This is a genomic window from Hyalangium sp. (assembly GCF_035629615.1).
Taxonomy (GTDB): Bacteria; Myxococcota; Myxococcia; order Myxococcales; family Myxococcaceae; genus Hyalangium.
In genome coordinates, this window is sequence record NZ_DASPHO010000755.1 from 1 (window position 1) to 24,747 (window position 24,747).

Here is a 24,747-nt window from a genome sequence, read left to right on the forward strand (position 1 = left end):
CTCCTCCGGCTGGATGGCGCGGCCCGTGGCATTCATGGAGACGAGCGTCTCGCGGGCCTGCTGCTCGGTGCGGCCCGAGGTCTTGCTGATGGTCTTCACGGCCTGGGCGAGCATGTCCGTCTCCACCCAGCCTGGGTTCACCTGGTTCACCGTCACGTTCTTGCGCGCATACTCCACCGCGAGCGAGCGGGTGATTCCCAGCAGCGCGTGCTTCGAGGCGCAGTAGGCGGACGTGTACGGGGCTCCGCGAACCGACGCCATGGAGCCGACGCTGATGACGCGGCCCCCGCCGGCGGTGGCCATGGCGGGCATGAGCTCGCGGCAGAAGAGGTAGGGCGCCGTCACATTGATTGCCATCACCCGTGCCAGATCCTCCGTGCGAGTCTTCGCCAGCGGCGCGGAGACCGAGATGCCCGCGTTGTTGACCAGCACGTGGGGTGCGCCGGCCAGGAGGATGGCGCGGCATGCAGCCAGCACCGCGGCCTCGTCCACCACATCGACGGCCAGCGGACGCAGGGCATCGCCCGCCTCGAGCTGCAGCGTGTCGAGGGCTTCCTTCGAGCGGGCCAGCGCCCACACGTCATAGCCCGCGTGAATGAAGGCCAGGGCCACGGCGCGGCCAATGCCGCGGCTGGCGCCCGTCACCACCGCTGTCTTCCTGGGAGTCGTCATGGCGCGGCAGGATACCTGGGGAGGTGGTGGGAGAGGGGGCTGATGCGAGGCGGGGAGCGGTTTGACTGCTCTGGGAGCGGCGGGTAGAAGCCGCACATCCCCGTCACCCCGAGGAAGAGCCATGCCGCGCGCGGAGATTACCGATCTGCTCCTCATCGACGAGCTGCTGACGGACGAGGAGAAGGCAGCCCGGGACACGGTGGCCCGCTTCGTGGACAAGGAGGTGCTGCCCATCATCGGCCAGCACTTCCGCGAGGGTACCTTCCCCGCGCACCTCATTCCTGGCCTGGCGGAGATGGGCGTGCTGGGCGCCAACCTCCAGGGGTACGGGTGCGCGGGGATGAACACGGTGAGCTACGGCCTGATCCTCCAGGAGCTGGAGCGAGGGGACTCGGGGCTGCGCTCGTTTGCGTCGGTGCAGGGCTCGCTGTGCATGTTCCCGATCCACGCCTACGGCAGCGAGGAGCAGAAGCAGCGCTTCCTGCCGGGCATGGCGCAGGGGCGCATCATCGGCTGCTTCGGGCTGACCGAGCCGGACTTCGGCTCCAACCCCGGTGGCATGCGGGCGCGGGCGCGGAAGGAGGGGGATGGGTGGGTGCTGAACGGCAGCAAGGCATGGATCACCAACGGCTCCATCGCGGACGTGGCGGTGGTGTGGGCGAAGACGGAGGAGGGGGGCGCCGAGTCTGTCCGCGGCTTCCTGGTGGAGAAGGGGATGCCGGGGTTCAGCGCGCGGGAGATTCCAGGGAAGTTCTCGCTGCGGGCCTCGGTGACGAGCGAGCTGTCCTTCCAGGACGTCCGGGTGCCCGAGCGCAACGTGCTGCCAAAGGTGACGGGGCTGAAGGGGCCGCTGTCCTGCCTGAACAACGCGCGGCTGGGGATCTCCTTCGCGGTGACGGGCGCGGCGATCGCGTGCTTCGAGGGGGCGCGAGAGTACGCACTCTCCCGTGTGCAGTTCGACGGCAAGTCCATTGCGGGCTACCAGCTCACGCAGGAGAAGCTGGCGGACATGCTCCAGGAGATCGTCAAGGCGCAGCTGCTGGGGCTGCGGGTGGCGCGGCTGAAGGACGAGGGGAAGGCGACGCCGGTGATGGTGAGCCTGGCCAAGCGCAACAACGTGAAAGCGGCGCTGGAGATCGCCCGATCGGCACGAGGCATCTACGGGGCGAACGGGATCACGGACGCGTACCCGCCGGTCCGGCACATGCTGAACCTGGAGAGCGTGTTCACCTACGAGGGCACGCACGAGGTGCACACGCTGGTGCTGGGCAAGGCCATCACCGGCATTGATGCCTTCAATTGAGGGGAGGTCGAGGGCAGCGGCACCTGCGTGATGCGGTAGCTCCTGGTACGACGGGAGCTATGCTCGCGGCATCGTGGGAAGATTCCCTTGGCGCTGGATATGGCTGCTGGTCGGCGGTGTGCTGGCGGCTTGTGCGACGACCCTTTCCTCTGAAGGCGAGAGCCCGGGCTGCGAAGTGGCGGCCGAGGCCATCTCCTTCGAAGAGGCGTGTGCAGACGAGAGCAGCCTGCTGGCGCTGTGTATTGGCGGGCAGTGCGGGGTGTACCGGTGTCGGGAGGTTATGGAGCACCTCACGGTAGGGCGTGTGGTGCCAACCAAGGGAGGGGGACTCTCCCTCCCTGGTGTTGGGTTCGGAGCGCAGAGGAACTGGGGGATCGCGCAGGAGTTACCGCAGGACACGCGGCCCGTGTTCATCATCCCGTGGCGCCACAAGCCGCCGCTGCTGCCCAGTCAGCAGCAGGCACTGGAGGAAGCGAAGGCAGAGCGCAGAAAGCCCCACGAGCAGCACCACATCTTCTCGCAGGCCTTCAGGCCATGGTTCACCGAAAAGAAAATCAACATTGACGAGTACGTGATCCCGCTGGAGGTGGAGAAGCACCGGAGCATCCACAGAGGAGCGAATGGGGGCCCGTGGAATGCGGCGTGGGACAGGTTCATCCGTGAGAAGCCCGGTGCGACGATGGAAGAGATCTTCCGGTATGCCGGGCAGCTCATCTACGAGTTCGAACTGTTCGGACCAGTGGTGCCGTATGGGCGCCGCCCACCGCCGTTGCCTTTGGGGTATTGAGGTGCCATGAAGTTCTACCTGTGCGAGCAGGCTCCGAATCCGCGCCATTCGGGCTATCACACGGACGATCGCAAATGGGGCCTGCCCGGTGTGCAATGCCCGGTGTGCAATGCGATCTGGTCCACCGCTGGAGATGCCTACCCCTCGGTGGACTTGTCCCACCTGCCAGCTCATGAACAGGGGAAGTATGGGGGGTTCCAGGAGGACTACGCGGAATTCGAGCGGCTGCGCGAGCAGGTGCGCCCGCTAGTACCCTCGGGAGTCCATCTCTGGCCGGGTACCAAATTCGGGCCCATGATGGGCTCAACTCAAGGGCAGTTCGGCCCGCTGGTCCTGGCACACTCGTGGAATCTGCTGATGCAGCGTGAGCCGCTGGAGCGCTTTCAGGCCGAGGGTCTTGGGGGCCTGAAGGGCTGTCGCACGGAGATGCGCTTCCGTAAGAAGAACCCACCCGAGTTGTTGGAGATGGAGTTGTTACCGCGTGGTCGTGTTCATCCGGACTGCCTGCCCGTAGACCGTCCCGCGCCGTGCACGAAGTGTGAACGCAAAGGGTGGACGCGTCCGTCAGAATCAGAACTCATCCTGGATGCGGACACGTTGCCGCAAGACCTGGACCTGTTCCGCTTGGAGGACTTCCTGACGACGATTATCTGCACTGAGCGCTTCGTGCAGGCGGTGAAGCGGCTGGGCTACGAGCAGGACATTGCCTTCCGTGAGCTGCCGGTGCGCGGCAGCTGACGTCACGAGTCGCTGGGGAACAGCTACTGCGCCTGCGGTTCTGAGCTTCCCCCTTCGGGCGCAGTACCCTCAGCGGCAGGTGCGGCGGCCTCGGTCGTGGCGGCCTCACTCGTGGCGGCTGCGGCCTGGCCCTCTTCGGCCTCGGGCTCGTCGGAGAGTTCAGGCGCCGTGCCTGCGGCCTCGGCCGCCTGCTGCGTCTTCACGTCCTCGTCGCTCATGAAGCCGACGGGGTTCTCCTTCCGGTTCAGGAATCGCACCGACTTCTTCGAGAGCGCGAACATCTGCTCCGCCGTCGCCGCCGGCACCAGCGAGTGCTCGATCTGCGCCGGCTCCGGCCGCTCCACCACCCCCAGCACGCCCTCCTCGAGCTGCTTGGCCTGCACCTCGGTCAGCTCCAGCCGCCGCAGCTTCCCCTTGCGCGTCATGAAGTAGAACGTCGTCGCGCCCACATCCACGGGCACCTGGTTGCCGAGCACCAGCTCCCGCAGCGCCTTGTCCAACTCCATCTGTTTCTTCGACTCGATGCGCTGGTACTCCTTCGAGCCCGGGAGCGGTGGCAGCTTGGGGATCGGACGCTCAGCCGCCGCTACCGGAGGCCGACCGTGCTGCGGACGGCCTCCTGCCTCCCGGCGGGGGGGCGGACGGTCATCCCGACGCGGAGGGGGACGGTCATCCCGTCGCGGGGGACGGTCATCCCGTCGCTGGGAATGCTCCTCCGTCCGAGGCGTGTTGCCCTCGTGGCGCTGCGCCTGGGGAGAGGGCGAGCGGCGTTGGGCAGAGGTGCTTGGCTCTGCCTTCTTGGCCTGATCCTCGGATACGAGGCCTGCTTTCAGGAGTTTGTCGCGCAGGTTCTGCATGATGTGGGCGCCGTTCTATCCCTTGCACAGCCGAGCGCAAGGGGCGCTTGCCGGCTCTGTACGCGCCACATAACTTGCGCTGCCCTTTCGTCGGAGGATCTGTGAGCCGTCTCAAGAGGTCCACACTCATTGCCGCACTGGCGCTCACCGCCACCACGGCCTGCACCGATCCCGTCGACAAAGCCGCCAAGGAGCGCATCTTCTCGCCCGAGGATCCTCCCAAGGTGGTGGCCTCCGCCGCCGAGAAGCTCCCTCCCGAGGACGTGGCCGACAACCCCCTCGTCGCCCGCCGCATCCTCGGGATGGATGCCGCCGAGGTGACAGAGCGCCTGGGCCCCCACGCCTACAAGGCCAAGATCGACTTCGAGTGGACCACCCAGGACGCCCCGCCCGTGCGTATCTCCGAGACGCGCACCTTTCGCGCAGGCCCTGGCGGCGTCAGCGGGGACTTCCATGGTCTGCTGGAGAACAGTCGCGACCAGGGGCTCGAGGTCCTCCGCGTAGGCGGCAAGGTGTTCGCCCGCAACCGCTATGGCACCTTCCGCCAGCGCCTCCGCGACCGCGGCATGGGCGAGCGCACCCGCGCCGAGCTCACCGGCGCCGTGCGCGACATGGACTCGCTCTTCCAGGGCCGCATCCAGCTCGAGCCCCAGGGCACCGTCACCTACGAGGGCCGCACCGCGTGGCGCTACCAGGTGAAGCTCGGCCCGAAGGCCAACGAGCTCGCGCCCAAGAACCTGCCCGCCCTGCTGGAGCCCCGGAACGGCCGCGACGAGACCACCCGCCGCCGCCTGGCCTTCTTCGAGCACCGCGTCCCCAAGAGCCTGGACGGCGAGGTGCTCGTGGATGCCTCGACCTCCGTTGTCCTCAAGGTCCGGCTCGATGGCCACCTCACGGTGCCCGCGGAGAAGACGCCCGAGTCCGCCGAGCTGCGCATGTCCCTGGAGTCCGCCCTCTCCGAGATCGGCCAGGACCCCAAGCTCCAGCCACCCGAGAAGTTCCTCCCCGACGCCGACAAGCCCGAGGGCATCGCGGACGCCCTCGACCGCTTCGGCATTCCGCGCGCCAACAAGAGCGGCGCGGATGCAGGGGTGCCTCCTGAGCCGGACCTCGAAGAAGACGAGGGTGACGCCCCGAGCAAGCAGTAGCAGGCTGCGAGAGAGGAGTGTAGGGCGGGGTGCGTAGAGCCTGGCCCTACCTGATAGGGCGGCTCGAGGGGTTGCTCTGCCCTACGTGGGCCGACCCGGGTGGTCCTGGCGGCTCAAGGAGCTGCAAGTGCCTGGAATTCGGGCGATATTGGGGCGCCTGAGGGGGCTTGGGCCCGGCCTTCCCGGGACGGGGGGGAGGACTCACCCTGTAGCGGAAGCGTTCGCCCGCTACATCCGGGGATCAGCCTGTTGGAAGAAAATTTGACCGACCTCTTGCGTCTTCTACAATCCCCACCAGTTGCGGCCCAGACGCATCTGACATGCTCATGTGTTCAGATAGCGCCACTTCAAGGGAGCGGAGATGGAGCGCAAGGCTGGAAGTACCACGGTGACGGCGAAGGAGGTCAAGGCGGCGCTGGAGAAGGCGCGCACCCTGACGTCCGAGGAGGAGAAGGTGTTGCGGATGCGCCACGGTGCCGGCGCTCCGAGCACCCAGGCTCCGCTCCCCCGCGCCGCGGGCAACAATGAAGAGCTGGGCGACGAGCTGCTCCTCATCGAGATGCAGCTGATGAAGGCGATGCGCGCGCGCACCGGCCAGACGAAGACGGGCAGCAAGCCCCAGGTGGCGGCCGCTCGCGCCAGCGAGTCCTCCGGCAACCCCGCGAAGGACAAGATCGTCCGCGCCCTGCGCAAGAAGAAGTAGCCGGCCGAGGGGCTCCCTACCCGTTGAGTATGGCCACGAGGCGGGCTCCCGCCTCGGGCAGGGAGAGCCCCGAGCCGCTCACCTCCGTGGAGAGCGCCTCCGCGTCGTCAGTGCCTCCGCGGGCAAACAGCCCCTTGAGCCAGCCGCTGGCGGAGGGGTTGCGCCAGAAGTCCTCGTTGAAGCGCTCCATGAGCCGGGCCGTGAGGCGCGCCTCCAGCGCCCACGCCCTGAGATAGCGCGCCGAGTACAGCTGGGCGTCCACGTCGAAGAGGAAGAAGCCCGGGTGCGGCTCCACGGCGAGCGCCCGCCGCTGGCCCGAGGCGTACTCCTCGGCGCGCTCCTCCGAGGGGCCGCGCGTGAAGAGGGACAGCTCATAGGGCAGCTTCGCGCAGTGCCGGCGCAGGACGGCCAGGGCCTGGAAGGCAGCGAGCCGCGCCACATCTCCGGCCGTGGCGCTCGGCAGGTGCAGGTAGCGCTTGAGCCACCCGGTCGAGAGCAGGAGGCGCTCGGTGAGCGCGGCATAGGCCTCTGTCACCGAGGCGTCCCCCAGGCGGCGCAGCTCCATGGGGGCTGTGTCCGACACGTGGGCCAGGTGCTGGGCATGGCCGTACTCGTGGAGCAGGCCGCTCAGCGCATCCATCCCTCCCTCCAGGTGGACTACGAGGCGAATCTCGTCCGGGACGCGCACCGCGGCGACGAAGGGACGGCGCGCCTTGCCTGGCCGGGGCTCATCGTCCACGCGGATGCGCCCGTTGGCCGAGGGTGGGAGGTTCCAGTCGTTGAGCCAGCGCGTCACCGCGGGCATCAGATCCTCGCGCCGGAAGAAGACGTCCATCCACGGCGCCTGCAGCGCGGCCTGGAGATCGTGTCTCCGCGCTTCCCCTCCAGGCAACGCGCGCAGGGTGGGCTCCACCTTGCGCAGCACATAGCCGAGCACGTCCCGGTATGCGTCCTCCGTGCGCCGGAGCGTCTCCTCGGCCGCCTCGGTGAGCTTGTCCAGGGCCATCCCGGAGATGTCCTGGTACAGGCGGGGGTAGTCCTTCGCCCCCAGGCGCTCGGCGGTCCGGAGTGCCGCCTCGCGCCGGGTGCCGTAGCGGCCACGCTCGCTCCAGAGGAAATTGCCCACGGCGCGCTCCAGCAAGGCCCGGCGGCCGCGGTGCGTCTCATGGGGGATCTGGACCAGCGCATCGCCAAAGGTGAGGGCCTGATCGTCCAAGGGCAGGCGGGCCTGGGCCTCCAGCTTCGCGATGGCCTCGATGTCGCGCGCGGCGAGGGCCTCCTCTACCTGTCCGGCCACCCGCTCGCGCAGGAGCTGGAGGCGGCGCACGGCGAGCGTGTCGTTCTTGGCGCGTGCCTTCTCCAGGGCCTCGGTGGCGGCGGCGAAGGTGTCCGGAGAGGAGAACTCGGGGAAGCTGGCGTGGAGTGCTTCCACGGGGAGGTCCGCGGAGAGTCCCGCGCCGTGGCGATATTGGAGGGTGGACAGCTCGGCGAGGAAATCGTCCAACCTCGCACGAACGGAGTGCACGGGACGGTCCATGGGGAGGGCACGCTAACAGGAAGTGGGCGCCAGGGAAGGGGCTGCCGGACATAGAGTGCCGCTACATGACACCCGCGCGTGGGCTCCAGACATGAAGCGGCGGACCTTCCAGGCCGAGGGCGCGCGGGTGGGCCGCCCGGTGGTGGAGGCCGTGGCAGCCGAGCTCGGGATGGCCGTGGAGCAGGCGCGGGCCTTGGTGGAGGCGGGCGCCGTGTACCTCGCGGGGCGCCGCTGCCGGGAGCCCGAGGCCCTCCTTCGCGCCGGGCAGGTGGTGGCGGTGGTGCTGGAGGAGGGGGGACGCAGCCCGCTCGAGGCGCCGGCTCCGCCACCACCGCTGAGCATCCTGTTCGAGGACGCGGCGCTCATCGCCGTGGACAAGCCGGTGGGCATCACCGCGCAGCCCACGGAGGGGCGAGTCGGCGAGAGCCTGGTGGATCTCATGAGCGAGCGGCTGGGGGGGCCCGCGGGGCTCGTGCACCGCCTGGATCGGGAGACCTCGGGCGTCACGGTCTTCGGGAAGACGGCGCAGGCCACCCGCGCGCTGGCGGCCGCGTTCCGAGAGGGCCACGCGCGCAAGCGCTACGTGGCGGCCACGGGGCCAGGGCTTCCCACGTCCGGCACGGTGGATCTCCCGCTCTCGAAGGATCCCTCTCGTCCCGGGCGGTGGCGTGCGAGCCGCGCGGCCAACGGTGTGCCCGCGCTCACCGACTTCCGCACCCTCTACGCGGGTGAGGAGTTCTGCCTCGTGGAGCTGCTGCCGCACACGGGGCGCACGCATCAGCTCCGCGCTCACCTCACGGCGCTCGGGGCGCCCATCCTGGGGGACGCGCGTTATGGGGGCGCAGCACAGGCCGCGGGGCTCTCCGCGCCAAGGTGTCTGCTGCACGCCCAGTCCCTGGAGCTGACACATCCGAGCACCCGCCAGCCCCTGCGCATCGAGGCGCCCGTGCCTGAGGATCTGCGGCGCTTCTTCGCCCTGGCCCAGGTGTCTGTGCCCGAGGGTGCCATTTGATCGGCCCCTCAGCCCGGAGGGTGCATGGCCGCCCGCTCACCCAGGGGCCCCCCAGGTCGGAGGGTAGGAGGATGTGGCTTGGGAGAGCGCCAGGGGGAGCATGGCCCCAGCCCCCAGTCCGCTCGGGCCAGCCCCAGAGGCGTTGGAGCCGGGGCAATCGTGTGTAGACTGCCCGTCGATGGGTGGCGTGAGAAATGGCAAGGGCGACCTCGAGCCCGGTGATCCCGGCGCTCGGCAGGAGACGCATGCCGTTGGCCCGATGGAGCAGCACCTCCAGGTGGCCTCGCGCCTGCTGAGCGAGCGGCAGGCTCCCAAGGCGTTTGGTGAGCTGGTCCGCGCCAGCCGAAGCCTGCCCATGACGCGGCGGCTCGCGGGGGCGCTCGTCGCTGTCTCGCTCCGGGCGGGCACCGAGGCCGCCGCCATCACGATCCTCACCTCCGCGCTCGGCAGGGTGGACGGGGCGGTGCGCGAGGATGTGCTCCGGCAGCTTGCGCGCATCCTGCGCCGGGTGGATCAGCTCCCCCGCGCCATTGAGACCCTGGAGAGGCTGCTGTCCTCGTTCCCCTACGACCACGGCTCGCGCCGGGTCCTTCAGCATCTCCTGGAGCGCACCGGGAAGTGGGAGGCGCTCGTCGCGTCCCTGGAGGCCGAGGAGCAGGAGGCCTTCCACCGCGGAGAGTATGCCCGCGCGGCCCAGGCGACCCGCTGGCGTGCTCGTGTGCAGGCCCAGCAGATGCGCAACCTGGCGCGGGCGGCGGAGAGCTATGGGCAGGCCGCCAACTACCTGGAGCAGATGGAGGATGCGGACGGCGCCTTCGCCGTGCGGCTGGACGGGCTCCGGGTGCTGCACGCAGCGGGCGCCTCCGAGACCGTGCTCACAGCGGCTGCTTCGGTGTGCATGAGCGCGGCGGCCCGGCTGGGACGGGATGCGCAGGCGCGGCAGGTGCTGGAAGAGCTGCGGCTGATTCCCCGGGCCGAGGCTGTTGGCGCTGAGGCTCCGAAGGAGCAGGCACCGTCCTCACCCGGGGGTTCCCCCGCCAGGCCCGAGGCTCGGCCTGTCAGGCCCGCTGCGACGGTCGAGATGTCCCTGCCGTTGCTTAAGGCGATGCTTGCGGCCTCGTCTTCCGGACAGGGCGTGAGTGCTCAGCCGAGCCCTGCGCAGGGCGAGCCCGCGGCTCCTCCTGCCCAGGCCGTCACCCCGCCAGTCCCCGCGAAGGTTCAAGCCGTGGCCCCTCCGCAAGAGGTGGCTGTAACGTCGTTTCCCGCGCCCGCTTCGCCCGTGGCACCTCCGGCTGAGGCCGCTGCGACGCCTAGCCCCGAGCCGCTCCGCTCCGCCGCGGCACAGGACGAAGCCGTCTCCCCACCCAGCCTCGAGCCCGCACGAGCTCCTCCACCCCAGGTCGAGGCTGCCGAACCCGTATCTACGCATCCCGAGAACACTCAGGAGGATCCACAGGAAGCTGAGTCTCCGGAAGCCGCGCCTCCGGAAGCCGCGCCCCAGGAAGCAGAGTCTCAGGAAGCCGCGCCTCCGGAAGCCGCGCCCCAGGAAGCCGCGCCTCCCGAGAGCACGCACGAGGAGCCTCAGGAAGCCGAGGACAGGAGCGCCTTCGCCGCTCCCCAGGCAGACGAGGCCAGCGACGCCTTCGAGCCCCCCGTGGACCGTACGGAGGATGTCGAGGTCAAGGCCGAGGATGGCCCGCCGATGACCGAGCTGCTGGAGATCCCCGCCGAGGAGGAGCAGGCCCAGGACTCCGAGCCTGAGGAGGCTCCACCCCCTGTCTCGGGACCGTGGGAGGATCCCGCGGCCCAGCAGCGGCTGGAGGCGCACCTCATCTCGCGCAAGTCCTGGCGCGAGCTCGCGCAGTTCTACCTGACCCGGGCCGATCAGGCGAAGGACCCGCTGCTCCGCGCCGAGGCGCTCACTCGGCTCGCGGAGCTGATGGAGGACGAGCTGGGCGATCCCTCAGGTGCCGCGCGGATCTACCGGGAGATCGTTACGCTGACGGGCGATCGTGACGCCCTCAAGCAGCAGGTGCGGCTGCTGGGAACACGGGGAGATTCGTCCCTGGTCCGCCGGGCGCTCGACGAGGCGGTGCAGAGCGCGCGCTCGCCCAAGGCGCGGGCTGCCGCCTACCTCACTCGCGCCGAGCGCGCGCTCGAGGTGGGAGAGCAGTCCCAGGCGAAGGCAGACTTCGAGACGGCAGAGGCGCTCACTCCTGGGATGCTCCTGGTGCTCGCGGGGCTGGTGCGCTGCGTGCCCGACACCGAGCGGCACATCATGGCCCACCGCCTGCGGTCCGCCCTCTCGGCGGCCCCGCGCCGCTCGCCGGATCGGCAGGATGCGCTCCGCGTGCTCGCCTCCGTTGCCGAGGACTCGCTGAAGGACGCGAAGCTGGCACAGTGGGCGTGGACCGAGGTGCTCGCCGAGGAGCCCGGTGAGAGCCAGGCGCGTGCGCGGCTCCTGGAGCTTGCGCGGACGCTGGGAGATCGGGCCGCCCTCAGCCAGCTCCTGCGCGAGCAGCTCTCCCGCGAGCCCCGAGGCCCCGACGCCCGGCTGGCTCGGATGGAGCTGGTGGCCTCGCTGGAGGACGCAGGAGACTCGGACGGTGCGCTCACCGAGCTGCGCCATGCCGTGCGCTTCGAGCCCGGCCACAAGGAGGCCTGGCTGCTGCTGGCGGATCGTCTCACCGAGCGCGGGCAGATCGGCGAGGCGGCCTGGGCGATGGAGCACGCCGCCACCGCGATGGAGGACGAGACCGAGCGCCAGCGCGCCTGGGTCCGCCTGGCCAGCTTCTGCCACAACGTGCTCAAGGATCCTGCTCGCGCGGAGATGTACTCCCGGCGCGCGGAGAACCTGCGGCTCTCCCTGCAGGAGAAGAGCGCACCCCCGGTACCGGACCTGCCGCGAGGCGCCGCGCCCTACCGCGAGGGGGGCACCCGCACCCAGCTCCTGATTCCTCCGCCGGGGAACGTGGATCTCACCCCCTCGGGCCAGTCCTTCCCTGCCAAGGTGGCTGAGCCCTCGACCGACCTCACCGATCCGGCCCCGAACCTCCCCGATCACGCCCGGCCGACCATCGAGTTCTCCGCGGTGACCTTCCCCGGGGACAAGATGCCCTTCTCCGAGGAGGAGCCGACGGCGACCGAGGCCCCAGAGGGGTTCATCCCTCCTGGCTCCTCCCCGCCTGCGCCTTCGCCCGAGAAGGCGGCTCCGCCCAAGAAGGCCGCGGCTTCGTCCAAGAAGAACCTGGGCAAGAAGCTCGAGATCGAGGTGCTGGACCCCTCCCGCGAGCTCGACTCCCTCCTCGGAGAGGATGAAGAAGAGGCTGGCCACACCAGTCCGTCCCTGTCGGCCTGGTCCATGAGGAGGCCTGCGCTTCCTCCCAAAGCCCAGAAGTCCGACGCTCCGGAGCCGCCCCTCAGGGGGAAGTCCCCAGCGGAGCGGCCTCCCGCGGAGAAGTCCACTGTCCGGCTGAAGAAGCTTCGCCCCCAGGTGACAGAGGAGGTTCCCCAGCAGTTCATGCCCGATCCGGGGGCGCCGACTCGCGCGGCTTCCTCCCGTGAGGACACAGCGCCTGGACGCCGGGGTTCGACGAAGCCACCTCCGCCTCGGGAAGCGCCGGGAGCCCGTGCAGAGGCCCCCTCCTCGAGCGGAAGCCGCCCAGCGGTCGCCACCGGGGGCCGCCCGGTCGCCACCGGGAGCCGCCCGGCGGCAGGGGCGCCCCCGCAGGCTGCTGGCAGCTCGGGAGCGCCGCGCGGGCAGCGTCGTGAGTCCGCCGACTCGGCCTTCGCCCAGGTCTCGCCTCGGGAGCCGGAGAGCTCCCCCGCGTACAACAACAACAACAACAGCAGCAGCACGCCCGTCCAGAACACGGCGTTCATCTCCTGGGAGGCGCCGCCTGGGAAGATGGAGCCCGTGCGCCGGGTGGCGCGCGTGCGTGCCGGTCCTCCCTCGCCGAAGGTCCCGCCGCCAGAGTCTGGCTCCGAGCCCGCGGTGTTCAAGCAGGTGCGCGCGCGCCCGCTCGAGGGCTCGCTCTATGCCGAGATCGCCGAGTACTTCGACAGCCGGGATGACCCGCAGCGCGCCGAGCTGATGCGGGAGATCGCCGACGCACTCGAAGGCAGGGAAGGCCCTGTGCCTCGTCTCTCGCGCCCCCCACTCTCCCCGGACGAGCGCTCTGGGCTGCGCCACCCGATCCTTCGCTCGCCCTCGGGCGAACTGCTCACATGGGTGGGCGTGGCGCTCTGCCGCCTCTTCCCCACGCATGGCCGGGCCGCTGGTTCCTCCGAGCGGTTGCGCGCGAGCCTGGGGCCCGGGGCGCCGGGGGCCATTGATGCCCTCAAGAGCACCGAGCGCCTGCTCGGCATGGAGGCGCCGGAGGTGGTGCTCTCCGAGGACAACGGCCCGCCCTTCTCGCTCGTCTTCACGACCTCCCCGCGGCTGCTGGTGGGCAAGCAGGCCGTGCGGCAGGTGCTCCCGGCCCCGGAGCTGCGCTTCTACGCCGGGCGCGCGCTGCTCTGCCTGGGGCCAGACCTGCTGGCCCTGCGCAGCCTGAAGAAGGACCAGGTGCTGCGGGGCCTGGCCCTGCTCTCCTCGGTGCTCAAGGACCCCAACGCCTCCGGTCTCGAGGCCCGGGTGGTGCGGGAGACGCTGACGGCCAAGCAGCTCGAGCGGGCCGCGGCGCTGTATGGCCCCGCGACGCGCCAGTTCGACGTGTCGGCGATGGCGGACGGGGCGCGAGACTCCTCCAATCGCGCGGGGCTCGTCGCCTGCGGCGCGGTAGGGCCGGCGCTCACGGCGCTGAGGATGAAGCGGGCCCTGGAGCGCGAGGTGGTGGAGCTGGTGCGCTTCGCCGCCTCGGAGCGCTACTTCCAGCTCCGCACCTCCCGCTGAGGCGGCTCAGCCCACCTGCAGCTTGATGGTGAGGGCCAGCAGCCGGCCCTTCTCTCCGCCCAGATCGTGCCGGTAGCCGAGGTCAATGCCGCCGCCGGCCTCCGTCATGAAGCCCAGCCCCACGCCCAGCTGAGAGGCCTTCTGGAAGCCGTCATAGGTGTACCCCACGCGCACGGGGAAGGCCTGGCCGAGGAGGTACTCGAGGCCGCCGCTGTAGGTGAGGACCTTCTTCTCCCGCGACTCGAAGTCGGCGCGCACGTCCACCCCCACGGTGAGCAGCCCCGTCAGATAGCCCGCATGGAGCGAGTAGTACCGCGTCAGCTCCACGTTCTGGGTGTCGATGAGGTTGTGGGCCGAGAAGCCCGTGGTGAAGCCATCGGACAGGCGCAGCAGGAGGCCCGCCGTCACGGTGGTGGCGTTGGCCTGCCGAGGGCCGCTCAGCCTCAGGTAGTGTATCGACGTGCCGATGAGGATCCCCGGGGTGAGGGGCAGGGCGAAGGCCAGCGTGCTGTAGTGGCCGGTGGTCCGGCCCTCGCCGCTGCGCAGGGTGAGGATGTGGTAGTCCAGGCCGGCGGCCAGGTCGCTCGTCTTGGCGTCCATGATGCTCACTCCGCCGAGGGCATCCTTGCCTGTGGTGTCCCAGGAGCCGTGCAGCTCCATCCGGTACATCTTCCACAGGGCGATGGCGGCGGGGTTGCCCACCACGGCCTCGGTGCCCAGTCCGAGCCCCCGGTAGGCCCCGCCCATGGCGTAGGCCCGGGCGCTCTGGATGTCGCGCAGATCCTCGACGTCGGACTGGGCGTAAACGGTGGGGGACAGACACAGCACCAGCAGGAGCATCAATCGGCGAGGCATGGGGGGCGCATCCTATCCGCCTTGATGCCTCGGGGGGGCATCACTAGATTCGGCCCCCCATGTCCGCTCCTACACCGAAGCCAGAGCCCCTCATCCGCAAGTGCGTCGTTCCGGCCGCGGGCCTGGGGACGCGTTTCCTGCCGGCCACCAAGGCGGTGCCCAAGGAGATGCTGCCCATCGTCGACACGCCAACGCTTCAGTACATCGTCCAGGAGGCGGTCTCCGCCGGCATCTCCGACGTCATCCTCATCAGCGGCCGTGGCAAGGAGTCCATGGTCGATCACTTCGACATCGCGGTGGAGCTGGAGGGGGTGCTCAAGGCGCGCGGCAAGGAGGAGGAGCTCCGCAAGCTGCGCGCCATCTCGGACATGGCCAACATCGCCAGCCTGCGCCAGAAGGAGCCGCTGGGGCTGGGCCACGCGGTGCTGTGCGCCCGGGGCCTGGTGGGCAACGAGCCCTTCGGCGTCATCCTCGGCGACGACATCATCGACGCGGAGGAGCCCGGCATCCGCCAGCTCGCGCGCGTCTTCCGCCAGTTCAACCAGGGTGTGGTGGCGCTGATGGAGGTGCCCGACAGCGAGACGCACCTCTACGGCATCGCCGCGGGGAAGGATCTCGGCGACGGCGTCATCCAGATCGAGCGCATCGTCGAGAAGCCCAAGCGCGGCACCGCCCCGTCCAACCTGGCGGTGATTGGCCGCTACGTGCTGCCGCCGGAGATCTTCGACATCCTGGAGAACCAACCGCCGGGCGTGGGCGGGGAGATCCAGCTCACCGATGGCCTGGCCACGCTGCAGCAGCGCAAGGGGCTGCTGGGCTACAAGTTCAAGGGCCAGCGCTACGACGCGGGCGACAAGGTGGGGTACCTCAAGGCGAACATCGCCTATGCCCTCAAGCGGCCGGAGCTGCGCGGCCCGCTGCTCGAGTGGATGGCCGAGCTCGTCAAGGTGGAGAAGCCATGAAGCGCGCCGTCTTCCTGATCGGGACGCTGACCGCGCTGGCCGCGGGGGCCTATGTGCTGCCCGGTGGCTCCATCCTGCGCCGGATGGTCGGGGAGCAGGACGAGACCATGCCCTCCTCGCTCCGGGTGGAGGGCACGTACGTCTTCTCCGGGCCGGCGGCGAAGGAGGCCACAGCCGCGCTGAAGGTTCCCTCCGAGCGCCCCGAGCTGATCGTGGACGGCGCCGTCCTCATCAAGGCGCCGGGGCGCTGCCGCCTCGAGCTGGCCGTGCCGGAGGGCAACAAGCTGGCGGTGGTGCAGGTGAGCGGGCGCAAGCGTGTGGAGGGCACGGAGATCCCCGCCCTCTCGGCGGCCCTGAGCCAGCTCTGCCCGCTGCTCGCGGTGCGCAGCTCCTCGGGCCACAACACCGACACGCGGGACACGGTGGAGCAGCACCTCCAAAGCCTGGGCATCGCCACGCGCACCACCTCGCTGGCGCGCTTCGGGGGCGAGGTGGCGTACGTGCTCGGCGAGCCGGAGGAGGGCAAGCCTCAGTTCTGGATCTACAAGACCGGCTTCCGCCCGGCCCGTGTGCGGTGGAAGGAGAAGACCGGGCCAGCGTGGGATGTGCGCTTCATCGACTACTCCTCCCCGGCCACCGGCGAGTGGATGCCTCGCAGCATCGAGGTGTGGCGCGATGGCCAGCGCGCCCTGCGCTTCACCGCCATCAAGTCGGACACCCGGGCGTCCCTGCCCGACAAGCTCTTCACGCCCTGAGCCTCGCGGCGAGCCACACGCACAAATGCCGCCCAAAATCGCGGCTAATCACCTCCGAGCCTTCATCGTCGAGCAGGCCTCCGGGCGTGCTAGGGCTGCGAAATCAAGGGTCTCCGTGAAATGACGCAGTGCGCAGAAACTTTTTCGTGGCTCCCTGGACAATTGCAAGCAGAGCTGACGCCCCTGGCCGGAAGTGATGGGGCGTCCACAGGGAAGAGATCATGTCGACCAGCACTGCTCGTACCCATGACAGAGCGGTCCAGATGAGGGAGGCCACCGCTTCGGCGCTGAACCTGAACGCCCTCCTCGCGAAGTTCCTGCCCACAGGAGCCTCGGCCGTCACCGCGCGCCAGGAGGGGCTCTCTGCGGGCATCAGCGCCTCGTACCGGCTGGCGCACACGGATCTGCCCCGGCTGCGCAGGTTCCAGTCCGCCTTCGAGGCCACCGGAGTGAAGTACGCGCTGCCCCCAGCGCTGCTGGCCGCCATCGCCAGCCGCGAGTCTCGGGCGGGTGGGGCGCTCGATGTGAACGGGCTGGGCTGCGGCGGGGATTGTTTCGGGATGATGCAGCTCGACTCCCGCTACCACCCCCCGCGCGGCGGCCCCTACAGCACCGAGCACATCGACCAGGCGGCGCGTGTCCTCGAGCGGCTGCTCGAGGAAGTGAAGGTGAAGCACCCCGGCTGGCCGCCGGAGCAGCAGCTTCGGGGCGCGCTGGCGGCGTACGACTCGGGTGTGTGCTGCGTGCGGACGATCAAGGACATGGATCGCGGCACCACCGGGGATGACTACTCCAACGACGTGTGGGCGCGGGCGCAGGCGCTGGCCCCGTACTTCGGGAGCGTCGAGGGCGCGGGCGCGGGGCCGATCAGCGGCACCTTCCGCTCCCTGAGAGACCCCCTCTCCGTGCCGGGCGGCAAGGCGGTGTCCTGAAAGTAGCTCACGAAGGCTGGCCGCCCGTATTCTGGGGTCATGTTCGATTACGAGCGAACGGAACTCTGGAAGCGGACATTGGGGGAGCGGGGCGGGGATGCGGCGCAGTCCGCGCGTGCCCATCTGCGTGAGCAGCTCCGCCTGGCGTGGCAGCGCGCGGGTCAGCTCACCGAGCAGGTCCGGAGCGCCTATCCCGCACTGAAGTCCCATGGAGGCAGCCGCTTCGACGCCCTGTGGGAGCGCGTCGATCTCCTGCTGGGGCCGGAGTACCCGCTCAACGCCGCCGAGGCCTTCGTGCTGGGCGGTGCGCTCATCCTCTATGACATCGGGGCTGGGCTCGCGGGACTGCGGGGGGGAGAGGCGGAGCTGCGCAAGACGCAGGAGTGGAGGGATGCGCTGGCCACGAGCATCCGCCGGGAGACGGATCGCGCACCCACGCCGAACGAGATGACGTACCCCTCGGAGGAGTACGTGCAGCTGGCCACGGAGGATGCGCTCCAGCTGCTGGCCGTCAAGCACGCGCGGAGCCTGGCGCTGATGCAGTGGAAGGGCCCTGAGGGCGAGGAGCTGCACCTCGTCGAGGATCCGGCGCTGCGCCAGCAGTTCGGCGAGATCCTCGGGGAGCTGGCCTACAGCCACGGGTGGGACGTGGCCGAGGTGGGGCGAGTCTTCGCGGCGCGGAGGCTCGAGGCCCCGGCGCCGGCTCCGGCGGACTGGACGGTGGACACGCTGAAGGTGGCTGCGGCGCTGCGGGCGGCGGACACGCTGGTGGTGGAGGAGCGCCGCCGCAAGCTCAGCCGGCCAACGCTCGTGCATGATCGCCTCCTCTATACGGCGGGGGAGCCCTTCGCGCGGGGCGAGGCGGAGATGTTCTGGGCCTGCTTCGAGGCGCTGCGGAAGATCGATCGGGATCTGCATGACGTGGACGCGCTGCTCTCGGCGAGCGGCCGGCCGCGCTTCCTGGCGCGGGGCGTGGTGGACGCGGACGACGCGACGAGGCTCGCCACCCACGTGAGGACGCAGGGGTGGATGCCGGTGGACGCTCGCGTGCACGTGTCCGACGTGCCGAGCTTGATCGCGCAGATCGGTGGGGCTCAGCTCTACCGGAAGGATCCCTCCGTTCCGTTGCGGGAGCTCATCCAGAACGCGGCGGATGCGATCCGGGCCCGGCGGGCGTTGGAGGGGCTGAAGGAGGACTGGGGCACCATCACCGTGCGCGTGGGGCGGGACTCGAACGGCCGCTGGATCGAGGTGGGGGACACGGGCATCGGCATGACGGAGCGGGTGCTGACGCGGCACCTGCTGGACTTTGGGACGAGCTACTGGATGACGGAGGACATGCGCCGGGAATACCCGGGGCTGGCAGCCAGCGGCTTCGTCCCGGCGGGCCGGTTCGGGATCGGCTTCTTCTCCGTGTTCATGTGGGGCGAGCGGCTGCGGGTCGTCTCTCGGCCGTTCCAGGAGAAGGCCACGCATGCCCTGGAGTTCGACAACGGCCTGGGAGCGCACCCCATCCTGCGGCCCGCGGACCCGGACGAGCTGCTCTCGGAGGGCGGCACCCAGGTCCGCGTGTGGCTGTCGCGCGAGCGGGACTGGGAGCAGATGCTGCTGGACCGGAGCGATCAGTGGGACCACTGGTCCGAGTCGGAGGAGCGCATCTCGTTCAGCGAGCTGCTGGGGCGGATCGCGCCCACGCTGGACGTGACGCTGAAGCTGGAGGAGAAGCCCGGGCAGGTGCAGACGGTCGTCGAGGCCAACGACTGGCGGACGCTGGAGGCGACGAAGCTGCTGCGGCGGATTGGCAACACGGCCCGGGGGATCAACACGGCGCTGATGGAGTTCCTGGCGCCCATGGTGCGGCCGGTGCTGGATGCGAACGGGCAGTGCATCGGGCGCATCTGCATTGCCTCGGGGGCGATGCAGCGGTGGGCGGGGCTGTCGGTCATCACCGCGGGTGGGCTGCGCGCGCGGTACTCGCGCGAGTTCACGGGCACGCTGCTGGGCTCCACGGATGTGGCCACGCGGGATGACGCGGAGCCACTGGCGCTGCGCGAGGACCTGGCGCGGTGGGCGACGGAGCAGGCGCGGCTGTGGGAGCGGTATCAGCTCAGCTTCGAGGGCTACGAGCTGCACAAGCGGCTGGACATCGGGCTGGCGGTGCTCTCGTGCGGGGGAGAGCCGGGCGGGCTGCCCATCGGCTACCGGGGAGGGACGCCTATCACCCTGGCGATGCTCCAGGAGTTCGTGGGGGAGCGGGAGGAGGTGACGCTGGTGGACGGCTCGGAGCGGCCGGTGCGCAAGTTCCCCGAGCTGATCGTCATCCCCTGCCACGAGGCGGGGCACACCGCGGCAGGCCGGCTGCTGGTGCACCTGCCCGCGCTGATGGGGGTGTACATCGCCAGAGCATGGGGGGTGACCCTCCAGGACGTGGCGGCGAACGTGGAGGTCTCCGAGAAGGAGTGGACTCCGACGGACGGGCGCAAGCGGAGGACCTGGGTCTTCCACCGTCCCACGGTGCGCCTGCACTGAATCCGGAACGGGCTGGGGTCACGTGCCAGTGAAGAGGTGAGCCCAGAGGGCCTCGCGGTGGAGCTCGACGAGCATCTGATCCCTGCCGCCGGGCCGCGTCCCCCAGCCTCCCTTCGCGCGGAAGAGCTCGCCGTCGATCCAGGTCCCCACCTCCGTGGGAAGGGCAGACACGGTGGATGCAGACCCTCAGGCAGCGGGTCTCCGAAGGCTGCGAGCTCTCCGTCACCTCCGTGGCCGCACACCCCCCCACGGTGTGCGGGGGGCGGGAGTTCGGGGCGACGAGCAGGCCGGAACAGGCACGTGTGGGCCGTTCCCGGTGCACCGGCGATCCTTCGTCGTGGCCTTCACACGCTAATGCCAGAGCTCGAGTGAAACCTGACACACCTGTGCTGCTCCGATTAGCACTTGTTGTTGTAGCGGCGGGGCACGTAGCAGCTTCCGAAGCGGGACCAGGGCTGGTCCCAGTGCTTCACCCTGTCAGCCCCGTTGTAAGTGGTGGCCTCCCACACGAAGATGCCCTGGCTGGTAAAGAAGTCGAACATCACCACGTGTGAGTCAGCGCAGTTGAGGATGTCGCCCTTGACCATGCTGGTCCGAGCCCCGAGCTGCCAGGAGATGTTGGGCAGAGTGTAGGTGCTGTACTTGGTGGTCAGCCCCCAGGCCCGGCTCACGAAGCCGGAGCAGTCCACACCGCGCGAACAGCTCTCCACGGTGGTGTTGATGTCACCCGCCTGGTAGCCCTGGTACAGCAGGTCGTCGTAGCTGGTGACAGTGTCGAACCCGCCCCAGTCGTAGGCCACGCCCGTGTAGGGCGTGTAGGAGGCGTTCAGCCAGCGAGGACGGACTCGACCCGGGCAATAGCCCCAGACATTCGCATCACTATACTGCCGGATGAAATCGGCGAAGTGGTTGCCCGAATACGCCATGTCACTAATGGAGCGGCACGCGTTGATCGTCGGGGGCGCAACGTCCGCGGCCGCATTCTCGACGATCAAGGGCATGATGGCCGGCAGCTCACGGGTGAGGACCAGTCTCTGGATTTCCAGCCGATCCTGGCGGGTGATGAGGGCGTAGGCCTCACCGGTGCGGCTGGCCACCACTCCATTCTCCACGTAGGTGTACTGCGCTGCCAGCGGCACGCGCGCCTGGCCCTTGAGGGTGCCGTCCGCGGCATAGAGCCGCACCGTCTGGTCCACCATGAATGCACTGTCCAGGACGACCTCCTCCAGCACCATGAAGGCACTGCCGTCCGGCTGGATGTTCAGGATGCGCAGGCCGCCCAGGGCATTGGGGACCGTCACCTCGACCGTCCTATCGCCCATGGCCAGAGCGCCGGTGTGCGCCTTCGCCTGGGACAGGTCCGCCGGGCTCGACGTGTACACGGTGCCCTGGTGCAGGAGGCCGGGTAACGAGACATGGGCTCGCTTGCCCTCGCGATCCAGGAGCTGATCGAAGGTGGTGCCGAGATGGCGCTCCACCAGCAGCTCGCCGCCCTCTCCAAGCCTCAGGCCGGTAGCGTCCTGGCCCACCTGGTAACGGGCGTACTCGGCGCCGCTCAGGCTCAGGTGCAGCACTGTGGGCTCCTGGGCCGTCCGATCGAAGGCGAAGATGCCGGCGCCGCCAACCTCCAGGTCGGAGATGCCTCTGACGTCCTGGAGCTCGATGATGCCGAGCCGCTGGCAGCTCTGGCTGTAGTGCAGCAGCCTATCCTTGGCGGTGTCCGCCACCCAGAAGGTACCGTCCGGCGCCACTGCCAACGCCGCAGGGCCCCAGGGTTGTACCTCGGGCATTCTCTCGCCCCAATAGCTGACACCTTCCGGGCCGATGGGAATGCTACAGACAACCTCGTTTGCGACGGCCTCAGCGGCAACCGCCGCGCCGGGCAGCAGCCCGGAGGATGCAAGCACTGCGAGCCTGGTGAACATCCGGAGTCGATTCAAAGCAGACCTCTCCCTGCCCGATGGGGGCCACCGCGCAGGTTGGATGGGGTGAACCAGCTCCAGAGATTCTCCAAATGCCTGGAGCCGCACAATACGTAAGAACGTCTATTCGATGAATACCAGAATAACTGTTAATAGCATTTTAGCCAGCTTATTCGAAGAGTGCCCCCCGAGCTGTTCGTCGGGCCGGTGGACAGGCCGTGCAGCCCCTCTGGGCACACGCCTGCCCAGGCTGCCCTCCCATGCAGGAGCAGCGGCCGTCACGTACGCCAGCACCCGCCGCCTGCCTCAACAGTCCGAGCGGGATAGCGACCCGGACACGCGCGTGAGCCCACCGGGGTCGCGTCCGAGGTCTGTCTCGACGATCAGGTTCATGGCTTCTCCTGCGGATAGGCACCCCGGGACCCAGGAGATTGCCCTGACGGCGGGCTACTCATGAGGTAGGATGGGGTAAATAGCGGTGTGCTGTTGTCCTGCCTACGAGGAGCCTCATGGAGAGGGAGCATGTCTCCAAGCTGCATCCGGCCTGTCTTCCAGCGGGGACGGTGATTGGGTCGTGGTGTGTGGTGAGCTTGCGAGGCCAGGGCACCTACGGAGTCGTCTATCGCGCTGTGAAGGTAGGAAAGGAGGAAGCAGGCCCCGTGGCGCTCAAGCTGGCCGTCCACGCCCAGGATCCGCGCTTCGTCCGTGAGGGGGAGCTGCTCTCGCGCATCGACCACCCGAGCGTTCCGCGCCTCCTGGGCCATGGATACTGGGTGCACCCTTCGGGTGCCATCCATCCCTACCTCGTGATGGAGTGGGTGGAGGGGTTGTTGCTGTACGACTGGGCTCGGGAGCACCATCTGTCCTCTCGGCAGGGGATGCAGCTCCTTGCCCAGATAGCGCGCGCGCTGGTCGCCACTCACGCCGTGGGTGGCGTGCACCGAGACGTGAAGGGGGACAACGTCCTGGTGCGACGCGTGGACGTCCGCGCCATCCTCATGGACTTCGGCGCTGGGTACTACGAAGGTGCTCGCATCCTGACGCCGCACCCGCCACCTCCGGGCACGCCGGCCTATCGCGCGCCAGAGGCGTGGCAGTTCGTCCTTCGTTCCCGCCACGAGTACGGAGAGCACTACAAGGCCGGCCCTGCGGATGATCTCTTCGCGTTGGGCGTTACCGCTTACCGGCTCGTCACGGGCGAGTACCCGCCGCTTGAGGATCCCTGGAAGGATGAGGCGGGGGCCTGGTATGTGAAGGGTGCAAACGCTCAGCCTCCGAACACATTGAATCCCCGCGTGGACTTACAGCTCAATGACCTGATCCTTCGCATGCTGTCCGCGCAACCTGAGGTGCGGGGCTCGGCGGTAGAACTGGCCGAAGCCTTGGAGCAGGCCGCAGAGCGCGCAGGTGCGGTGGCGGATCAGCCTCTCTTCTCAGGGGAGCAGCAGGCGCCTTCCGTGAGCATGGAGAGGGAGGCCGCCCTCGTCGCCTTCTTGAGTGACTCCCTGCGCGCGGAGTTGCTGGGGAACAAAGCACGGCTCCGGCCAGCGAGACGTCCCCGCAAGCGCCGGGTCCAGGTGTCGGAGAGCCGGGGGCCTCACTTTCACAAGCGTCCCGCCCGTATCGAGGCCCGAGGACACACCTTGCCGCGAAAGCCCCTGCTCGCGGCGGCGAGTGTGGTGGTGGGCTTGCTCTTGTGGTCACAACTGGGAGTGCATTCCTCGCCTCGGGACATGACGGAGGAGGCGCCGGTCATGGTGCAGGACGAGTCGGACGAGGCTGAGGAAGAGCGCGATGGTGGAAGCGCAGGTGTCGGGGACGCTGTCCTGACGGCGCCAAGGGGTGTCGTGAACGCTCCTTCTGGCTGGAAGGTGATTGTCGAGCAAGTGCCCCCGAAGCCATTCCCAGGGCAGTACAAGCCGGATGTCAACGGCCAGTGCCCACGCACGGGACAGGTCGTCATCAACGGGGGCTGCTGGGTTCCACTCGATCTAGAAGGTCAGGGTTGCGAGGAGAACGGTTACATCTACAACGGCAAGTGCTTCTCGCCCGCTTTTCCCCCTCGGCGCCAGCCGGCATCGACTCCCGTAATGCGCCTAGGTGAACACTAAAATAGAGCGCCTGGGCGCCCTCGCTTGAGGCGGCTTCACTCATCCGTCTACGTTGGGCACGTGTCGCCGGGAGGCTCGTCGCGAGGCGGCAGCCCAGGAGATACAAATCCAACCGAAAGGAGTATCCATGTTTGCGAGAAGTCTCGTACTTACGGCGGGATGCATTGCGCTGATGTTCGGATGCGCCGGGCAACCCGATGAGACGCAGGAGATCGTCGACAACCTAGTCAAGGCCGGGTTCCCGGCCAGCGACATCATGGTCGTCGACGGGAAGGTCTACGTTGGGCGGGACGCCGAGGTGCCTCTGGCCGCGTCGCGCGAGATGCTCGGGACCGGCGACACCACCGAGGAGCAATACCGCACCAACAACCTCGTCAGCAAGTCGCTGTCGAAGATCTGCATCAACGGCTCGACGTTCACCGGCGCGTTCAGCACGGCGCTCGATCTGGCGATCCAGAACTACGACGAGCTGCCGCTCACCTTCGCCATGGCACGGACGCCGAGCAGCGGCTGCAACTTCACCATCAACGCGGTGCTCCAACCGGGCATGGTCGGAGGCTCAGCCGGATTCCCGTCGGGCGGGCTGCCGTACTCGACGATCAACATCGGCGACGGGCTCGCCCCGTACGGTGTCGACGTCATCGAGCACGTCATCACGCACGAGATCGGTCACACCATCGGGTTCCGCCACTCGGATTACTACAACCGCAGCATCAGCTGCGGCAGCGGCGGCGACGAGGGCGACGCCGGGATCGGCGCGATTCACATCCCGGGCACGCCAACCACGGCGACCATCGGCGGCTCGCTCATGAACTCCTGCTTCCGCTCGAGCGAGACGGGCGAGTTCGCCCCCGGCGACATCACCGCGCTGAGGACGTTGTACATTCCCACGCAGGATAGCTCCTGGCAATGGGCGCCCCAGTTCACTCCGCCCTTCCACCTCTCCGCCGACACCGAGGGCGACCTGGGTGCCCGCTTCGTCGACCTCAACGGCGACGGCCGCGACGACTTGGCCTACTACCGCTGGGTT

19 protein-coding genes are annotated in these 24,747 nt (G+C 69.0%); 13 read left to right on the top strand and 6 right to left on the bottom strand.

The features are described from left to right. The coding region (locus tag VD972_RS37750) for an SDR family oxidoreductase (RefSeq protein WP_324993672.1) at nucleotides 1-672 on the bottom strand (672 nt) is incomplete at its 3' end. A 121-nt stretch (nucleotides 673-793) separates the two neighbouring features. On the opposite strand from VD972_RS37750, the gene VD972_RS37755 reads away from it, so the two are divergent. The 3 genes from VD972_RS37755 to VD972_RS37765 all read left to right on the top strand — a co-directional run bounded on the left by VD972_RS37755 (nucleotide 794) and on the right by VD972_RS37765 (nucleotide 3,500). Next, the gene (locus tag VD972_RS37755) at nucleotides 794-1,975 is read left to right on the top strand and encodes an acyl-CoA dehydrogenase family protein (protein ID WP_324993673.1); all 1,182 of its coding nucleotides are present in this window, start codon (nucleotides 794-796) and stop codon (nucleotides 1,973-1,975) included. 118 nt (nucleotides 1,976-2,093) lie between these two features. Then, nucleotides 2,094-2,762 (top strand): TIGR02269 family lipoprotein, encoded by a 669-nt coding sequence (locus VD972_RS37760; protein WP_324993690.1) that lies wholly within the window; start codon nucleotides 2,094-2,096, stop codon nucleotides 2,760-2,762. Nucleotides 2,763-2,768: 6 nt separating this feature from the next. Then, nucleotides 2,769-3,500: a double-CXXCG motif protein gene (locus VD972_RS37765; RefSeq protein WP_324993674.1), complete on the top strand. Its 732-nt coding sequence runs from the start codon at nucleotides 2,769-2,771 to the stop codon at nucleotides 3,498-3,500. A gap of 23 nt (nucleotides 3,501-3,523) precedes the next feature. Here VD972_RS37765 and VD972_RS37770 read toward each other — a convergent pair whose 3' ends face one another. Then, entirely contained in the window at nucleotides 3,524-4,357 is an 834-nt protein-coding gene (locus tag VD972_RS37770; protein ID WP_324993675.1) for a hypothetical protein, read from the bottom strand. Nucleotides 4,358-4,458: 101 nt separating this feature from the next. Here VD972_RS37770 and VD972_RS37775 point away from each other — a divergent pair, with 101 nt between their 5' ends. Together VD972_RS37775 and VD972_RS37780 are read left to right on the top strand one after the other, a co-directional pair. After that, a complete protein-coding gene (locus VD972_RS37775) occupies nucleotides 4,459-5,505 on the top strand; it encodes a hypothetical protein (RefSeq protein WP_324993676.1) in 1,047 nt (348 codons plus the stop codon). 361 nt (nucleotides 5,506-5,866) lie between these two features. Beyond that, nucleotides 5,867-6,208: a hypothetical protein gene (locus VD972_RS37780; protein ID WP_324993677.1), complete on the top strand. Its 342-nt coding sequence runs from the start codon at nucleotides 5,867-5,869 to the stop codon at nucleotides 6,206-6,208. 16 nt (nucleotides 6,209-6,224) lie between these two features. On the opposite strand, the gene VD972_RS37785 is transcribed toward VD972_RS37780, so the two are convergent. Beyond that, nucleotides 6,225-7,745, bottom strand: coding sequence for a peptidase M3 (locus VD972_RS37785; protein ID WP_324993678.1), 1,521 nt, complete (start codon nucleotides 7,743-7,745; stop codon nucleotides 6,225-6,227). A 91-nt stretch (nucleotides 7,746-7,836) separates the two neighbouring features. Between VD972_RS37785 and VD972_RS37790 the strand changes: the two genes are divergently transcribed. Both VD972_RS37790 and VD972_RS37795 read left to right on the top strand, forming a co-directional pair. After that, complete coding sequence (locus tag VD972_RS37790; RefSeq protein ID WP_324993679.1) at nucleotides 7,837-8,757, top strand: RluA family pseudouridine synthase; 921 nt, start codon at nucleotides 7,837-7,839, stop codon at nucleotides 8,755-8,757. Nucleotides 8,758-8,935: 178 nt separating this feature from the next. Beyond that, the gene (locus VD972_RS37795) at nucleotides 8,936-13,651 is read left to right on the top strand and encodes a hypothetical protein (protein ID WP_414654193.1); all 4,716 of its coding nucleotides are present in this window, start codon (nucleotides 8,936-8,938) and stop codon (nucleotides 13,649-13,651) included. A 6-nt stretch (nucleotides 13,652-13,657) separates the two neighbouring features. On the opposite strand, the gene VD972_RS37800 is transcribed toward VD972_RS37795, so the two are convergent. After that, entirely contained in the window at nucleotides 13,658-14,506 is an 849-nt protein-coding gene (locus VD972_RS37800; protein ID WP_324993681.1) for a hypothetical protein, read from the bottom strand. Nucleotides 14,507-14,565: 59 nt separating this feature from the next. On the opposite strand from VD972_RS37800, the gene galU reads away from it, so the two are divergent. The 4 genes from galU to VD972_RS37820 all read left to right on the top strand — a co-directional run bounded on the left by galU (nucleotide 14,566) and on the right by VD972_RS37820 (nucleotide 19,684). Further along, on the top strand, nucleotides 14,566-15,468 hold the full coding sequence (gene galU, locus VD972_RS37805; RefSeq protein WP_324993682.1) for a UTP--glucose-1-phosphate uridylyltransferase GalU: 903 nt from the start codon (nucleotides 14,566-14,568) through the stop codon (nucleotides 15,466-15,468). Continuing rightward, nucleotides 15,465-16,223, top strand: coding sequence for a hypothetical protein (locus tag VD972_RS37810; RefSeq protein WP_324993683.1), 759 nt, complete (start codon nucleotides 15,465-15,467; stop codon nucleotides 16,221-16,223). Before galU ends, VD972_RS37810 begins: the two co-directional genes overlap by 4 nt. A gap of 221 nt (nucleotides 16,224-16,444) precedes the next feature. Further along, the gene (locus tag VD972_RS37815) at nucleotides 16,445-17,155 is read left to right on the top strand and encodes a hypothetical protein (RefSeq protein WP_324993684.1); all 711 of its coding nucleotides are present in this window, start codon (nucleotides 16,445-16,447) and stop codon (nucleotides 17,153-17,155) included. Nucleotides 17,156-17,194: 39 nt separating this feature from the next. Beyond that, a complete protein-coding gene (locus VD972_RS37820) occupies nucleotides 17,195-19,684 on the top strand; it encodes an HD domain-containing protein (RefSeq protein WP_324993685.1) in 2,490 nt (829 codons plus the stop codon). A gap of 18 nt (nucleotides 19,685-19,702) precedes the next feature. On the opposite strand, the gene VD972_RS37825 is transcribed toward VD972_RS37820, so the two are convergent. Next, the gene (locus VD972_RS37825; protein ID WP_324993686.1) at nucleotides 19,703-19,855 is read right to left on the bottom strand and encodes a hypothetical protein; all 153 of its coding nucleotides are present in this window, start codon (nucleotides 19,853-19,855) and stop codon (nucleotides 19,703-19,705) included. Nucleotides 19,856-20,082: 227 nt separating this feature from the next. After that, nucleotides 20,083-21,474 (bottom strand): hypothetical protein, encoded by a 1,392-nt coding sequence (locus VD972_RS37830; protein ID WP_324993687.1) that lies wholly within the window; start codon nucleotides 21,472-21,474, stop codon nucleotides 20,083-20,085. Nucleotides 21,475-22,115: 641 nt separating this feature from the next. Here VD972_RS37830 and VD972_RS37835 point away from each other — a divergent pair. Both VD972_RS37835 and VD972_RS37840 read left to right on the top strand, forming a co-directional pair. After that, nucleotides 22,116-23,717: a serine/threonine-protein kinase gene (locus tag VD972_RS37835; RefSeq protein ID WP_324993688.1), complete on the top strand. Its 1,602-nt coding sequence runs from the start codon at nucleotides 22,116-22,118 to the stop codon at nucleotides 23,715-23,717. A gap of 127 nt (nucleotides 23,718-23,844) precedes the next feature. Beyond that, a partial coding sequence (locus tag VD972_RS37840) for a zinc-dependent metalloprotease (protein WP_324993689.1) occupies nucleotides 23,845-24,747 on the top strand: 903 nt, incomplete at its 3' end.